Source organism: Facklamia miroungae (genome assembly GCF_012396555.1).
GTDB lineage: Bacteria > Bacillota > Bacilli > Lactobacillales > Aerococcaceae > Facklamia > Facklamia miroungae.
Genome location: NZ_JAAXPS010000004.1, coordinates 232,302 through 247,193, shown reverse-complemented (window position 1 = coordinate 247,193; position 14,892 = coordinate 232,302). Strand labels below are relative to the sequence as shown.

At 35.5% G+C, this 14,892-nt stretch carries 14 protein-coding genes; 2 read left to right on the top strand and 12 right to left on the bottom strand.

All coding sequences use genetic code 11. The annotated features are described in order from the left end of the window. The first annotated feature begins 283 nt into the window (after positions 1–283). Together HF969_RS09915 and gshAB are read left to right on the top strand one after the other, a co-directional pair. A complete protein-coding gene (locus tag HF969_RS09915; protein WP_245694816.1) occupies positions 284–1,432 on the top strand; it encodes a hypothetical protein in 1,149 nt (382 codons plus the stop codon). A 38-nt stretch (positions 1,433–1,470) separates the two neighbouring features. Next, complete coding sequence (gene gshAB / locus HF969_RS09910) at positions 1,471–2,568, top strand: bifunctional glutamate--cysteine ligase GshA/glutathione synthetase GshB (RefSeq protein WP_245694838.1); 1,098 nt, start codon at positions 1,471–1,473, stop codon at positions 2,566–2,568. 132 nt (positions 2,569–2,700) lie between these two features. Here the strand turns inward: gshAB and HF969_RS06200 are convergent, their stop codons facing one another. The 12 genes from HF969_RS06200 to HF969_RS06145 form a co-directional block, all read right to left on the bottom strand. After that, positions 2,701–3,783 carry a M42 family metallopeptidase gene (locus HF969_RS06200; RefSeq protein WP_090289700.1) on the bottom strand — a complete coding sequence of 361 codons (1,083 nt, stop codon included), beginning with the start codon at positions 3,781–3,783 and terminating at the stop codon, positions 2,701–2,703. A gap of 81 nt (positions 3,784–3,864) precedes the next feature. After that, entirely contained in the window at positions 3,865–5,145 is a 1,281-nt protein-coding gene (locus HF969_RS06195) for an ABC transporter permease (protein WP_090289701.1), read from the bottom strand. Continuing rightward, positions 5,138–5,878, bottom strand: a complete 741-nt coding sequence (locus tag HF969_RS06190) for an ABC transporter ATP-binding protein (protein WP_090289702.1) — start codon at positions 5,876–5,878, stop codon at positions 5,138–5,140. Before HF969_RS06190 ends, HF969_RS06195 begins: the two co-directional genes overlap by 8 nt. Positions 5,879–5,888: 10 nt before the next feature. Then, a complete protein-coding gene (gene coaBC / locus HF969_RS06185) occupies positions 5,889–7,112 on the bottom strand; it encodes a bifunctional phosphopantothenoylcysteine decarboxylase/phosphopantothenate--cysteine ligase CoaBC (protein ID WP_090289703.1) in 1,224 nt (407 codons plus the stop codon). Between the two features lie 40 nt (positions 7,113–7,152). Further along, on the bottom strand, positions 7,153–7,665 hold the full coding sequence (locus HF969_RS06180) for a TIGR01440 family protein (RefSeq protein WP_090289910.1): 513 nt from the start codon (positions 7,663–7,665) through the stop codon (positions 7,153–7,155). A gap of 127 nt (positions 7,666–7,792) precedes the next feature. After that, positions 7,793–8,806 (bottom strand): substrate-binding domain-containing protein, encoded by a 1,014-nt coding sequence (locus HF969_RS06175; RefSeq protein WP_090289704.1) that lies wholly within the window; start codon positions 8,804–8,806, stop codon positions 7,793–7,795. Between the two features lie 140 nt (positions 8,807–8,946). Further along, positions 8,947–9,606, bottom strand: a complete 660-nt coding sequence (gene phoU / locus HF969_RS06170) for a phosphate signaling complex protein PhoU (protein WP_090289705.1) — start codon at positions 9,604–9,606, stop codon at positions 8,947–8,949. Positions 9,607–9,626: 20 nt separating this feature from the next. Continuing rightward, positions 9,627–10,388, bottom strand: a complete 762-nt coding sequence (gene pstB, locus HF969_RS06165) for a phosphate ABC transporter ATP-binding protein PstB (RefSeq protein ID WP_090289706.1) — start codon at positions 10,386–10,388, stop codon at positions 9,627–9,629. Position 10,389: 1 nt separating this feature from the next. Further along, on the bottom strand, positions 10,390–11,205 hold the full coding sequence (gene pstA, locus HF969_RS06160) for a phosphate ABC transporter permease PstA (RefSeq protein ID WP_090289707.1): 816 nt from the start codon (positions 11,203–11,205) through the stop codon (positions 10,390–10,392). Next, positions 11,205–12,113: a phosphate ABC transporter permease subunit PstC gene (gene pstC, locus HF969_RS06155; RefSeq protein WP_090289708.1), complete on the bottom strand. Its 909-nt coding sequence runs from the start codon at positions 12,111–12,113 to the stop codon at positions 11,205–11,207. The genes pstA and pstC overlap by 1 nt, the downstream gene beginning before the upstream one ends. 166 nt (positions 12,114–12,279) lie before the next feature. Further along, positions 12,280–14,031 (bottom strand): two-component system histidine kinase PnpS, encoded by a 1,752-nt coding sequence (gene pnpS / locus HF969_RS06150; RefSeq protein WP_090289709.1) that lies wholly within the window; start codon positions 14,029–14,031, stop codon positions 12,280–12,282. Further along, positions 14,028–14,795, bottom strand: coding sequence for a response regulator transcription factor (locus HF969_RS06145; RefSeq protein WP_090289710.1), 768 nt, complete (start codon positions 14,793–14,795; stop codon positions 14,028–14,030). Before HF969_RS06145 ends, pnpS begins: the two co-directional genes overlap by 4 nt. Positions 14,796–14,892: the final 97 nt, after the last annotated feature.

Below are 14,892 nucleotides of genomic sequence, written 5' to 3'. Positions count from 1 at the left end.
AATAGACCCTTACACATTTTGGTGTTTGTCTTTGTTCAGTTTTCAATGAGCTTCGCTGTCATAAGTGACAACTTCTATATACTAGCATGGTTTGCTTTTTTTGTCAAACCTTTTTTGAAGTTTTTTTAACTTCCTTTTGCTTTCATTTTGGTCGCTCTTGACGACAAGAAATAATATAGCATGGGTATCTATTCTAAGTCAAGAGTCTTTTTGATCTTTTTTTTACATTTTATCTTGTCGCTTTGTTATAATATTAATTACTTCATATTAGAGGAGATTTTTTATGAATAATTTTATTCAATTTTCATTATCTGATTTGCCATTTCTTTGGGATTCGACGGTCGGTATCGAACGTGAAACAATTCGAATTAATTCTACCGGATTTGTCGCTGTATCTGACCATCCAAAAGACTGGGGAAATCGATCGTTCCATCCTTACCTACAAACTGATTTTTCTGAAAGCCAATTAGAGTTGATAACCCCACCCTTTACTTGTAATCAGAAAGTCATTGATTGGCTCGCTGGTCTCCATCAAATTGTCCAATCGGAACTTTCAGCCTCAGATCGATTAGAAACGCTCTGGCCTTATAGTATGCCGCCACTACTTTCGAATATCAATCAAATTCAAAGTGCACAGTTAGACAATCAAGATGATTATAATTATCGTAAATATCTCATTTCTTTTTATGGTAAAAAGGTACAGTTATTATCAGGTATTCACTACAATTTTCAGATAAATAATCAACTATTGATGAACAAAATTCAACAAGAAGATCTTCATCCAATATTAACTCGAAATAATGTTTATATGGACTTAACACGTAAATATCTTTATTATCGTTGGGTATTGACCTATCTATTAGGAGCGACCCCTTTTTATGCTGAGGATTATGAGACACTTCTATATGGTAAACCGCACAAGCAAGCTATGAAATCTGTTCGCCAAAGTAGATATGGATATCGCAATAGTCAAGCCGTATCCGTTTCCTACACTAACTTAGAGCAATATATTACTGATATTGAACAGTTAATTTCTCAAGATTTATTACATTTTGAAAAAGAACTTTACCGTGATGTCAGAATGCGTGGAGCAAAACCTAATCGAAAAATGCTTTCATCAGGTATCTCCTATTTAGAATTTAGAAACTTTGATCTGAATCCTTTTCAGCCGTTTGGTATTAGTTTGGAAGACTTGAATTTTATAAAAGTTTGGATTTTAGCTTTACTTGTTCATCCTCAGAAAATTAGTGAAAAAGAAATTGATTTAGCGAATGAACGCAACCAAAGTACCGCAGAATCTAATCCGCTTGACCCCTTAGTAGCTAAAGAACTATTCACTGACTTTTCACAAACTTTAATTTCCGTCGCAGAACACCTTGACTCTACTTTCTTTTCAGATGCTTACTTAAGTCAGCTGGTTTTAAAAAACTAAATCAAGTTGGCCAACCGCATCTAACACTTTCAGGGCAAATCACTAGTCAATTCGAAAACTATGACAAACTTTCTAAAGGTTTAATCAAAATGAGTCAAACTTTCCAAGCTCATGCTTTAGAAAAAAACTATCTCCTACATGGTTTTGAAGATTTAGAGCTTTCGACACAATCCTTAATTAAAACTGCAATTAAGAAGGGGATCCAAGTCAATGTAATTGATAGTGAGGACAATTTGATTGAACTTAAACATAATTCACATAAAGAACTTATTAAAAGTGCTAATATGACCTCTCTGGATAGCCAAGCTTCCTATTTTTTAATGGATAATAAGTCAGCTACCAAATATGTACTGGATCGCGAAAATATTTTTACTCCAAAAGGAGAAAAATTTAAAAATTTTGAGCAAGCAGTTCGCTACTATACGTTATTAAATAAGTCAGCTATGGTTATTAAACCACAAAATACTAATTATGGCCTTGGTATTACCATTTTTAATACCTTCCCTGATAAGAACCACTATATTTCAGCTTTGAATGAAGCATTTAAACATGATAAGACTGTTTTGATTGAAGAATTTGTTGAAGGAACTGAATTACGCTTTTATGTCCAAAACAACAAAGTACTCGCAGTTTGCGAAAGACAACCTGCTCACGTTATTGGTGATGGTCTTCATACGATCGATCAACTTATCGCTTTTGAAAATCAACATCCTTATAGAGGAATAAAACACCTTGCACCTTTAACTCAAATTCAGAAAGGTGAAAGTGAAAAATTAACTCTCCTCGAACAAGGTTTTGATTTTTCTTCCGTCCCAGAAAAAGGTGTTAAAGTTTATCTGAGAAGAAATTCGAATGTATCTTCTGGTGGTATTGCGATCGATCGTAGTGATCAAGTTCATGCTGATTTTATTGAGATTGCTGAAAAAACGGCTTCAGTTATGCAAGCAACGTTTTGTGGTGTCGACATTATTATTCAAAATTATCAAATGCCTATTTCAAAGTCGAATCAATACGCTGTTTTAGAAGCAAACTATAATCCTATGATGAGTTTGCACCTTTTCCCAGCTGTAGGAAAAGCGCGTCCCCTTGCCAATAAAGCACTTGAACTCTTATTCCCTGAATTAAATAAAAAATAAAAAATGCCCCCTTTGCGTCAATAATCACTCTCTTTTAAATAAACTTATCAGATAAGTTTGTTATAAAAGTAGAAGATTACAATGCGCAAGGGGGTTAGTATTTAATAATCGGTATTATTTATTGATTAAGAATTAAGCATTTTCTTTTATTTGTTTAATTGTATCTGCACTTAACTCTTTCACTACAGCTGTAACTAATTTAACCATATTTAAATAGTCATCTTCATGAATTACAGAAGTATGTGAATGTAGATAGCGAACAGGAACTGTAATCGCAATTGACGGGATACCATTAAGTGCTAAATGTTGTGATCCCGCATCTGTTCCGCCACCAGGAATAAATTCAAATTGATACGGAATATTTTCTCTTTCAGCAACTTCCACCACAAACTCACGTAAACCACGGTGAGCAATCATTGAACTATCAAATACAATGATTTGTGGTCCTTTGCCTAATTTACTTGCTGATTCGTCTTTAGTCATTCCAGGTGTGTCACCTGCTGTACCTGTATCTAGGGCAAATGAAATATCAGGGTTAATCATATGAGCGGCCACTCTAGCACCACGTAATCCGACTTCTTCTTGAACGTTAGCCCCTGAGAATAACACTGTCTCGTGACCATCTTTTGCTAAGTTTTTTAACACATCAATAGCAACAGCCATTCCAATACGATTGTCCCAAGCTTTACCTAATAGAAACTTAGTACCATTCAAACGACGTGTTTCAATATAAGGAGTAATCATATCGCCGGGACGTATTCCCCATTCCATTACCTCATCTTTAGAGGAAGCACCTAAGTCAATAAAGATATCTTTAAATTCCATTGGTTTTTTACGTGCTTCTGCAGTCAAAACATGTGGTGGTTTAGATCCTGTTACCCCATGGAAAGTCTTACCTTCTCTAGTTGTAACTGTTACTTGCTGAGCTAAAACCACTTGACTCCACCAACCACCAATCGTTACAAACTTAAGAAATCCTTCATCGGTAATCTCTTTAACCATAAAGCCGACTTCATCTAAGTGAGCTGCTAACATAACGCGAGGGCCATCAGCATTACCAGTATGTTTAGCAAAAATACCACCTAAACCATCTTGCAGATATTCTTCTGCTTGGTCCTTGGTTTCTTCTTTGAACAATTCACGTACATAACGCTCATTGCCACCAATTCCGTTAACCTCTGTTAGACGTTTAAGATATTCTTCATTTACTGACATCTTTCATCCTACTTTCTTAAATAAGTATTTGTATTAATTTTAACAAAGAATTCGTTTTCAATCAAAAGAATTATTTGTTAATTAAAGAGAAGTTTTCTGATGATCCTTCTCATATTTAGCCAATAAAAAGGGCACATAAACATAAACTAAAGCGAATATGATTATTAACCAACCACCTAAAGCCGCTAATAGGGTGGTGGAAAAGCCCACCTTAACTAGTAAAAATACCAAAAAGACTAACATCATCATTGATAAAATAGATAATAGCATTTTTTGAAGGGCCTCTTTTTTTAGCTTAATATCTTGCAATGGATACAGCTGTTGGAATGGCATTTTGCTTCTAAATTGAAAAATTGGCAAAATTTGGACTAAGACAAGCCAAAAACCAAGCCCTCCTACTAAAGTTATCACAATCCAGTGGTTAGACAGTAAAAATATAATAATTAAAACAAACAAAGTAATACGGAGCCATATTCCTGAATAAGCCTCATGCCTTGTAATCAATCGCGCAAAGAAATAACTGTATCGATTCGGATTTTTTCCTTGGATTACCCTTATCACCGGGTTCAGCCACTTCCTTTCTTTAACTTCGGGTCTTAGATGGGGTACATCCGCAAAAATAGAAATCCACTTATAAAAACGGGATTTATTTGATTGCGACTGTTGAATAACATACTCAAAATCAATCAAATTATTTACTAATGCTCGGTAACGCAAATGAATAACTATTAAATAAAGACCGGTAGCTACTAGCATTAAAATCTTATGGTACGGATTTTTTATATAAAGACTAAAACCAATAAAAATTCCGAATATATAATTTATCTGCTTAACAGAGGCCCTATCCAAATATTTATTCGATTGGTGGTAGAGATTGAGATATTGATTAAAGATTGATAGAACTTTTAAAAAGACAAGTAACACACAAAAAAGAATTCCTTCTCCTTTATTCCAATTACTTGTAATAGAGACTAAAGGATACATGACGAAGCTTATTAAAAGTGTCATCCCCGCTTGGATACTAGCTGTATAAAAAAAGGCTTTTCGCCAATATTTAAACCAATCTTTTCCACGAGAAAATAAATAAGAGCGATCTGCTTCTTGATTTAACCAAAAAGGATGACCTAAATTTAGTATCAGCACAAAGAAAAGGGCAAGAGCAAAAGGAATTAACCAAGCAAAAGGTGGACTCTCATTAAAACTCAATCTCTGTAAGAGATCTTTGTAAAATAAAGCTAGAAATCCTAAAAGAACAAAGAGGACGATTGAGAAATGATCATTAAAAATCAAACGTCCATATTTCCCTACTTCCTTTAATAATTTATGAAGTCTTTTGTTAAATAACTGATTTAAATTAGCCATTGGTTTCACCTGTTTTTGTCATAGCCATATAGACGTCACTCAAAGAAGCCCCCTTCAAACCGTATGTGTTTTGCAAATCAAGCAAATTACCTTGAGCGACAAGGTGGCCTTTTTGAAGTAAAAGATAGGAGTCACATAATTCTTCCGCAATAGATAAAATGTGTGTAGTAAAAATAATAGAGCGACCTTTGCTTGCACTACTTTTTAATAGTTCCGTAAATTGTAGAATAGCCAAGGGATCTAAACCCAAGAATGGTTCATCAATTATTAATAATTTTGCATCGGTGACCAAAGCACAAATAATCATAACTTTTTGCTTCATACCTTTAGAAAAATGGGTGGGAAACCAATCTAAATTCTTGTCTAACCGGAACATTTCTAAAAGCGGTTGGGCTCTTTGCATAATTATCTCAATGGGTATTTGATAACCAAGCGCTGTCATTTCTAGATGTTCTCTTAAAGTGAGTTCTTCATAAAGAATTGGTGTTTCCGGTATGTAGGCTATTTGACTTGCATATTTTTGATGGTCTTCACTTATTGAAAGGCCATCAAATAATACCTGGCCGGATTGACTAGGTAAAAGCCCCAATATAGTTTTTAAGAGTGTTGACTTTCCTGCTCCATTCAAGCCGACTAAGCCTATAATCTCACCTGATTCAATTTTAAAATTGATATCTTTTATAACTGGAACATTCCGATAACCACTTGTTAAATTTTCAACTCGTAAGTTCATTCGATCTCCTCTAATCCTTCGCATTTTCGTAATTTAGAATGATACCCCAAATTTCCTTTGCTAAATCAAATTTATCCATCTTAGGTAAGGTTACAATATGACCCTCACTGTTTAAAATGGTCACTTGGTTTTGGCTTGAATTAAAGCCGATATCACTTTGAGAAACATCATTTGCAATAATCCAATCAGATCCTTTCGATTCTAATTTTTTCTTAGCAAATTCAATTAAATTTTGTGTCTCTGCAGCAAAGCCAACCAAAACTTGATGGTCTTTATTTTTTCCTAACTCAGCAAGAATATCGGGGTTCTCAGTTAACTCCCAAATTAAATTTTGAGTTTGGTGATCTTGTTTTTTTATTTTTTGACTAGCTTGATGCTTTAATCTGAAATCACTAACTGCAGCAGCCATAATGACATAATCCGTCTGATTATAGCGCTTATTAATTTCACTCTGCATTTCAACAGCCGATTCAACTGGAACTAAGTTCATATTTTCTAAGACAGCAAAATGATTATTAGTGGTAATTAGAGTAACTTCACCGCCTAAAAAACTTGCAAACTTAGCCATTGCATAGCCCATTTTACCTGAAGAATCATTGGTAATATAGCGTACGGGATCGATTCTTTCTCTTGTCCCCCCTGCCGTTACAATCACCTTTTTACCTTTTAATAGTTGGGGATAAAAAGAGTTAGCCATGATGCTTTCTAATTTTTCAACAATTCGTGAAATTTCAGGCAAACGTCCCTTTCCTTGATAACCTTCAGCTAAAAACCCTGATTCTGGCTCTAATATATAGTAGCCGTCTGCTTTCAATTGGCTCAAATTTCTTTGGGTTGCGGAATGCTGATACATATGCGAATTCATAGCAGGACAAACTAAACATGGACTGGTAATTGCCATTAAAGTAGTGGATGCGATCTCATCTGCAATGCCATTTGCTAATTTACCAATGATGTTTGCCGTAGCAGGGGCAATCACCACTAGTTCACACCAGTCTGCAAATTCGATATGCTGAACATGCTCAGCATCTTTTTCACTAAAGGTGTCTAGAATAACTTGATGACGTGAGAGAACTTGGAGTGTTAAGGGTGTGATAAACTCACAAGCGGACTTCGTCATAAGCACTCGCACAATCGCTCCAGCTTTAATGAGTTGTCGGACTAACTCCGTGGCTTTATAGGCAGCTATTCCTCCTGTAATAATAACCCCTATTCTTTTATTTAATAGAACCATAATGGAACTCCTATCTGTAATAATGATGAAAAACAAGAATTTAATGTGAATACTGCGCTCTTTCTCCACCTATTAATTTTGGGCGAGAAGATAAACCATTAACTCTAGCGAAACCCAATTGATTCTTCTCAAAACGAACAGGAATTTGTACGTGTTTGATATGCATACCTATGTGTGTTTCTCCAATATCGATCCCTGCGCTTGCACTTACAAACTCAACCATAACTGGATCCTCAAACAGCTGATATGCCGCTACTGCGGCCCCTCCTCCTGCATGTAAAGCAGGAATAACAGAGACTATCTCTAAGTCATATTTTATAGCTGCTTTTCGTTCAATAACTAAACTACGATTAATATGCTCGCAGCCTTGGACCGCTAGAAAGAGATTCAATTTTTTAGTTTTTTCTACTAATGCTTTAACCAAAAGCATACCGAATTCTGGTCGGGATGCCTTACCGATTCTGCCACCTGCAATCTCTGATGTTGAACAACCCAAAACAAAGATATCATCTTGAGTGACTTTGTCATGAAATAAGTCTTCAACTTCTTCCATTAAAGCGTCAATCTCAAATTCAATATCCACGACTCATCCTCCCTTACTTATTTTCTTACATTTTACCATAATTAAATGCAAATAAAAAAGCGCACTACAGTGCGCTTTCTTTAATAAATTAAAGTAATTATTTAGTTGCATCTTCCCAAGTAGTAATTTCACCTAAGAAGATTCCGCGAATTGCTTCTAATGTCATTTCTTCAGTAGGATTTTCGTTATTTACTACAACCGCAATACCATCAATTGCAATTGCATCATGCTCTAAGGCTTCCATTTCATCATCTTTTAATTCACGAGAAGCCATACCTAAGTCAGCAGTATCATTCATAGCTGCTTCCATACCTGCAGATGAACCATTTGAAGTAATGTTGATTTCTACGTTTGGTTGAACTTCTTTGTATGCTTCAGCAAGTTTTTCCATCAATGGAGATACTGAAGTTGATCCTACTACTTCAATTGTTCCTTCAAATTCACCTGATGCTTCATAAGGTGCTAATTCAGTTTCTTCTGAAGCTTCTTCAGTTTCTTCTTCTACAGCTTCTTCAGTTTCTTCTTCTGCAGCTTCTTCAGTTTCTTCTTCTGCAGCTTCTTCAGTTTCTTCTTCTGCGACTTCTTCAGTCTCTTCTTCTGCTGCATCTAACTCTTCTCCAGCAGGTGTTACACTAATATATCCTTCTTCTTCAACCACAGCTTGTCCCTCTTGAGAGTGAATAAAAGATAAGAAGTCTGCTGCAACTTCAGATAATTCTTTTTCAGCTGACCAAGCTACGTTAAATGGACGAGCGATTGGATATTCGCCAGCTTTGATCGCTTCAGGAGTTGCTTCTGAACCATCTACTTTAACTGCTTTTACTGATTCATCAAGTGAGCCTAATGAGATATATCCGATTGCTGAAGGATCACCAGCAACTGTTTGCATTACACCGGAAGTTTGGTTTTGTACAGTTGCATTTTGAGTTGTTAAGTCATTGTCATCTTCATCTACAACACCAACGATTTCAACAAATGCACCACGAGTACCTGATCCATCTTCACGACTGATTACATTAATAGGTCCCTCTTGAGCCATTGTTGGAACAACTACCGATAAACCTAAACCTGCTACTGCCATTAATGGTAAAGCTTTTAATGATTTTTTCATTAATTACATCTCCTTAAAATTTTGTCAAATCAGCATCATAACTACATTACTAACCCCGAACTCACTCAACGTTAGTACATTCATAGTATACAAGAAGTTTGTAAATTTACTGTAAATTTACTGTTAAGTTTGAGTAAAGACTAATGGTTCAAATCCACGATTTCTGCTTCTTTAAGATATACTATACGTTCACAGATATTTGTAACATAGTCACCGATTCTTTCGATTGAATTACCAATTGCTAAATAGTTAATTCCTGTATTCACTACCTCACGATTTTTTTCCATTCTTAAAGCAGACTCATTATATAATTGCTTCAGACATGCATCAACCAATTCATCGCGATCCGCAATTTCTCTCGCCTTAATAGGATCTCTTTCAGAGAAAGCCTCTAAGACGTCATTGATCATCTCAAATACCATTTTTGCCATCTTATTAATTATTTCTGTTAAGGCTTGGTCTTTCTCTGACTCTTCAGTAGCTCTGTTAACATTCTTAGCAATTAAAACAGCATGATCACCGATTCTTTCAAGGTCGACACTAATACTCATCACCGTAAAAATGAGACGTAAATCTTCTGCTACAGGTTGCTGCAGAGCAATTAAGCGATAAGCTTCTTTTTCAATTTCATTAGCTAACTGGTTAATTTTTTGATCTGCCTCTTTTAATTGTAAAGCCGCACCATTATCGTACTGATTAAAAGAATTAATCGCTAGGTGAACGTGTTCAATTACTGCTGTTGCTTGTTCAGATAATTTATTAGAAAAACCTTCTAAATCCTGAATATAAATATCTCTCATGGTTGACTCCTTTCTGTTTTCTATCCAAAACGTCCTGAAATATAATCTTGGGTTTGATCATTGGCAGGGTTTGAGAATATTTTTTCGGTTTCATCGAATTCAACCACCACACCTTCATAGAAGAAGGCAGTTTTATCTGAGATTCGACCAGCCTGCTGCATGTTATGGGTTACAATAATTACTGTATACTTTTTCTTTAATTCACTTACTAAATCCTCGATTTTGTTAGTGGAAATTGGGTCTAAGGCAGAAGTTGGCTCATCCATCAAAATGACTTCAGGTTGGTTAGCTATCGCACGAGCAATACAAATTCTTTGTTGCTGTCCACCAGATACTGCAGTGGCATTTTGGTGCAATTTATCTTTCACTTCGTTCCAAATCGCTGCACCTTTTAGAGACTCTTCAACAATTTGATCCAGTTGTGCTTTATCCTTAATGCCATGTGTTCGAGGACCGTATGCAATATTGTCGTAGATTGACTTAGGAAATGGGTTAGGTTGTTGGAAGACCATTCCTACTCTTTTTCGTAAATCGTTGACATCCATTCGCTTGTCATAGATATCGATCCCATCGAGTGCTACTTTTCCATCAACGCGAGTTCCAGGTGTTAAATCCTGCATTCTATTCAAGATTTTTAAAAAAGTAGATTTCCCACAACCTGAAGGCCCAATTAAAGCTGTCACCAAGTTTTCCTCTATTTCCATATCAATATTCTTTAGAGCATGAAAGTCACTGTAATAAAAATCTAAATTTTGCACTGAAAACTTTGAATTATTTGCCATTTTATTTCCCTCCTGAACCTAAACGAGCTCCTAAAAGCGTGGATAACCAATTAATAATCAAAACCATCAAAACTAAAACGGCTCCTGTTGCATATGCTTCCTTAACGTGGAACCCTTCTGAAGAGAGGACATACATATGTGTAGCTAATGTCCGACCCGAGCTTAATAAATTCTTAATCATTCCTGAAGAAGTTCCCATTGTATAGATTAGGGCTGCTGATTCCCCAACAATACGGCCAATGGCTAAAATAATTCCTGATAAGATACCAGGCATAGCTACCGGAAGAACGACGGTGAAAATCGTTCTCAGTTTTCCAGCCCCCAAAGCCAAAGATCCCATTCTTAAAGAATTGTTCACTGAGAGCAATGCCTCTTCGGTAGAGGAAATGATAATGGGTAGTATCATAATTGATAAGGTTAATATACCAGCTATATGAGAATACGTTTTAAACATTACATTAACAAACAGTAACATCCCAAATAAACCATAGACAATTGAAGGGACAGCAGCGAGTGTATCTGTTGCTAACCGAATCCAATGTACAAAACGATTGCCTCGATCTGCATATTCAACTAAGTAAAAGGCTGAAAATACACCAATTGGAGCAGATATCAAGAGTGAACACCCAATCATAATCAAAGTGGAAACAATTGCTGGCATCATCGACACATTGTCAGAATTATATTCCCAAGAAAAAAGCTGAGCATTCATAACCGGCAACCCGTTCCAGAGAATAAAGCCAATGATAAACAGAAGCATACCTATTGTAAATAATGCTGATAACCAGACGATAAACCGCGTAATTTTTGCACCCATTAATTCCTATCTCCTTTCGACTTCACCCACATAAAGATACTGTTGATGATCAAGATGAAAATAAATAAGACAGAAGCTGTCATGATTAAAGCATGTTGGTGGTCTCCACTCGCATATCCCATTTCCAACACAATATTAGTAGTCAGCGTTCTTGTTCCATCTAATAAGCTCGTTGCAAGTCTCGGTTGATTACCAGCAATCAAAACGACTGCCATTGTTTCACCAATCGCTCGTCCAATTCCTAAGATAATTGCTGATAAAATTCCAGATTTTGCAGCCGGTACAACAACAGATAATACTGAACGTTCATGAGTGGCTCCCAAACCCATCGACGCGTTGTAATAATGTTTTGGAACAGCCCGTATCGCTGCTTCTGAAAGTCCAATAATCGTTGGTAGTATCATGACACCAAGTAATACGGAAGCTGTCAATATATTCATACCATTATTCGCAGGCAAAAACTTTAATCCTCTGATGAAGGGGACCATCATTTGAAGAGCAAAAAAACCATAAACAATAGAAGGAATTGCTGCCATTAGATTAATTGCTGGCTTAAATAACCTATATAATGAAGCCGGGCAAAAATACGCCATAAAAATTGCTGTTAAAACACCAATTGGAACACCAACGATAATGGCTCCTATGGTGACATAAATAGAACCCATAATGAAAGGGAAGATTCCGTAAAGTGGTTCTTTCCACGAAGGTTGCCATTGTTGACCAACAAAAGTCTTAAAGAAACCCTGTTTCATTAAGAAGGGAATTCCCCCTTGGAATTTCCAAACTCCCTCATTTACTGTTCCGCCTATGAAGATAAAATAAAAAATTAAAACGATTGATAAGATTGATAAGAAAGCACAAAACATAAAAACATATTTCATGAATCTTTCTAACGCTTTCCCTTGCATTCAGACAACTCCTTCATAATTTACTTGACTCATCAAACACATACTTTTTAGTACAATGTTATTGTACTTTACGTATGTAAATTCTTTGTAAATTTATGTTACGAATGTATTACAAGAAGCGTGAAAAAACGCTTACCTAACAGTGTTTTTAAGGTAAGCGCCACCATTAATTGGGGAAGGTAATGCTGAAAGAAGTTCCAACGCCTACTTGGCTTTCTACCTCAATTTTTCCATCCATTAGCATCACTAAATTTCTTACAATGGAAAGCCCTAAACCTGTCCCTCCAGAATTTCGACTGCGTGCTTTGTCCACTCGATAAAAGCGTTCAAAAATGCGCTCAATTTCTTTTTCAGGAATACCTATTCCAGTATCAGATACTATAATTTCAATTGACTTCTTCTTTTTCTTAATCGTAATCGTAATCTTACTGCCCTCGTCTGAGTAATTAATCGCATTATCTAATAAATTAGTCAGTATTTGTTCAAAACGATGTTGATCTGCTTTTAAAGTGATATCTGATTCAGAAATTAATTCTACACTTATTGATTTTTGCGCAATCTTCTGCGACAAAAATTCAATCATATTTTCGGTCACATTATTAACATCAAAATTTGTCTTGGGAAGTATATTCTCATTTTTTTCAACCCTCGACAACTCAAGAATATCATCAATAATAACTTCAAGTCGATTACTTTCTTTAGCTATAATATTTACAAATTTGTAGGCCGCCTTTTTTTCTTTTAAAGCCCCATTCAAAAGTGTTTCTGCAAAACCTTTAATCGCAGTGACCGGTGTTCTTAATTCGTGTGAAGCATTTGCAACAAACTCACTCCTCACTGTTTCAAGCCTTCTAATTTCAGTTATATCGTAAAGTAAAACCAAGAAAGACATCTCACTGGCTTGAAACTCGCGATAAGAAAGTATATTAACATCTAAAAACTTAGAGCTAGGCACATAAACTTCTACCTCTTCTTGAATCGGAGAATGTGTGTGCATCACTCGATTAATTAAACTGATTAATTGAAATGATTTTAACACTGTTTGATAAGGTCGCCCAATCACAGTGGGAGACAATCCTAATATTTCTTCTAAAGCAGGATTCATCAGATCGATCTTACCATGAGAATCGATGACTAATACTCCCAAATTTATATTTTCAAGTAATAAAGAATATTGCTGCTGACCAGAAATAAGATCATTGCGGTCTTCTCCTAGGTATCTGACAACATCTGTTACTGATTGCCCCAATTGATCAACTTCTGGAATTGAATGTCCAAGGTATTCGTATTGATAATCAGACTCTTTTACTTTTTCAATTCCTTGACGAATTGATTGTATCGGTCCTGTCGTACGTAATAATGCCAATTTAATGGCAAGATAAATTAAAACCATTTGGATCAATGAAAAGATAGTTAATATTCTTAAAAAGTCTTGCCAATGAGTGGCAAAGTAATTTTTATCCACTATTTCAACTAACCAGAATGACTTTTTATTAAAGGTTAATTTCTTTGCAGCATAAAGTCTTTGACCTTCACTCCAAGATAAAACGGTTTGATCAAAGACGTTCTCAAGTTTCTTCTTAACATAATGGCTAGTTGTCGTCTGCTCTGAATGACTCGTCCATAGAGGCGCAGAGATGAAACGATCATCGGAATTATTTTTTTCTTCCACCAACAAAGCTTCTCTGTTGTCATTTAAAATCACTTTATCTAGTTTTGGATAGTAGCTATTTATCCTTTCTAATCTTTCTGAAAAAATTGAATTAACATGAATTTCAACTTGATTTTGCAAAAGAGTAAATATCGTATCATTGACTTGTTTATAACCAAGATAAACCATCATAAACGTTCCCAGGACAAAAAGTGTAATACCTATCCCGATTTGACGCTTTCGTTTGACAGGATCGATAAGTTTCATCCTTCAGGCACCTCAAATTTATAGCCAAAGCCACGAACGGTTTTTATGTATTCTGGATTTTTGGTATCGGCTTCAATTTTTTCTCTCAAATGAGAAATGTGAACATCTACAATTCGAGTTTCACCGGCATAATCAAAATTCCAAATGTTATTCAATAACTGATCGCGACTGAGAATTCTTCCTTTTCGAACCGCCATGTAAAGTAGTAACTCAAATTCCTTGGGGGTGACATCTACCGATTGACCTTCACAAATTACCTCATACCTCTCCGGATAAATTTCCAATTTACCCAATTTAATCACATCATTTGAATTCTCACTAAAATCTGTAGGATTGTTTATTGATAAAAATTCTTTTGTCTCGGCTTTCTTTGGCGATTCTTCGTCAGAAATAGATTCGTTTGGGATCCGTCTTCCGATCGCTTTAATTCTTGCAATTACTTCTCTTGGGCTAAAAGGTTTTGTCATATAATCATCAGCCCCTAATTCTAAACCAATGATTTTGTCATATTCATCATCTTTAGCAGTCAACATTAGAATAGGAGTGTCAATTTTTTCCTGCCGTATTCGGCGACAAACATCCATTCCATCCATTTTCGGAAGCATAATGTCTAAAATAATAAAATCGAACTTCTCTTTTTTAATTAATTTATAAGCCGTTTTCCCATCTTCAGCAGTCACCACATCATAACCAGCCTGATTTAAATTATACTCTAAAAGCATCAATATCGATTGTTCATCATCGACAACAAGTACTCTTTTCATTTTTTACCTCCTACTAGATCTAATTACCTACTCATTCTATCAGACGACTTCATCTAATAAAAGCTATCTTCTGTTGATTCATCTTCTTAACTAGCAA

Bases quoted from the DNA above. Each gene is read 5' to 3' on its own strand.
- HF969_RS09915 (WP_245694816.1), top strand. From the start codon at position 284: ATGAATAATTTTATTCAATTTTCATTATCTGATTTGCCATTTCTTTGG.
- HF969_RS06200 (WP_090289700.1), bottom strand. From the start codon at position 3,783: ATGTCAGTAAATGAAGAATATCTTAAACGTCTAACAGAGGTTAACGGA.
- HF969_RS06195 (WP_090289701.1), bottom strand. From the start codon at position 5,145: ATGGCTAATTTAAATCAGTTATTTAACAAAAGACTTCATAAATTATTA.
- HF969_RS06190 (WP_090289702.1), bottom strand. From the start codon at position 5,878: ATGAACTTACGAGTTGAAAATTTAACAAGTGGTTATCGGAATGTTCCA.
- coaBC (WP_090289703.1), bottom strand. From the start codon at position 7,112: ATGGTTCTATTAAATAAAAGAATAGGGGTTATTATTACAGGAGGAATA.
- HF969_RS06180 (WP_090289910.1), bottom strand. From the start codon at position 7,665: ATGGAAGAAGTTGAAGACTTATTTCATGACAAAGTCACTCAAGATGAT.
- HF969_RS06175 (WP_090289704.1), bottom strand. From the start codon at position 8,806: ATGAAAAAATCATTAAAAGCTTTACCATTAATGGCAGTAGCAGGTTTA.
- phoU (WP_090289705.1), bottom strand. From the start codon at position 9,606: ATGAGAGATATTTATATTCAGGATTTAGAAGGTTTTTCTAATAAATTA.
- pstB (WP_090289706.1), bottom strand. From the start codon at position 10,388: ATGGCAAATAATTCAAAGTTTTCAGTGCAAAATTTAGATTTTTATTAC.
- pstA (WP_090289707.1), bottom strand. From the start codon at position 11,205: ATGGGTGCAAAAATTACGCGGTTTATCGTCTGGTTATCAGCATTATTT.
- pstC (WP_090289708.1), bottom strand. From the start codon at position 12,113: ATGCAAGGGAAAGCGTTAGAAAGATTCATGAAATATGTTTTTATGTTT.
- pnpS (WP_090289709.1), bottom strand. From the start codon at position 14,031: ATGAAACTTATCGATCCTGTCAAACGAAAGCGTCAAATCGGGATAGGT.
- HF969_RS06145 (WP_090289710.1), bottom strand. From the start codon at position 14,795: ATGAAAAGAGTACTTGTTGTCGATGATGAACAATCGATATTGATGCTT.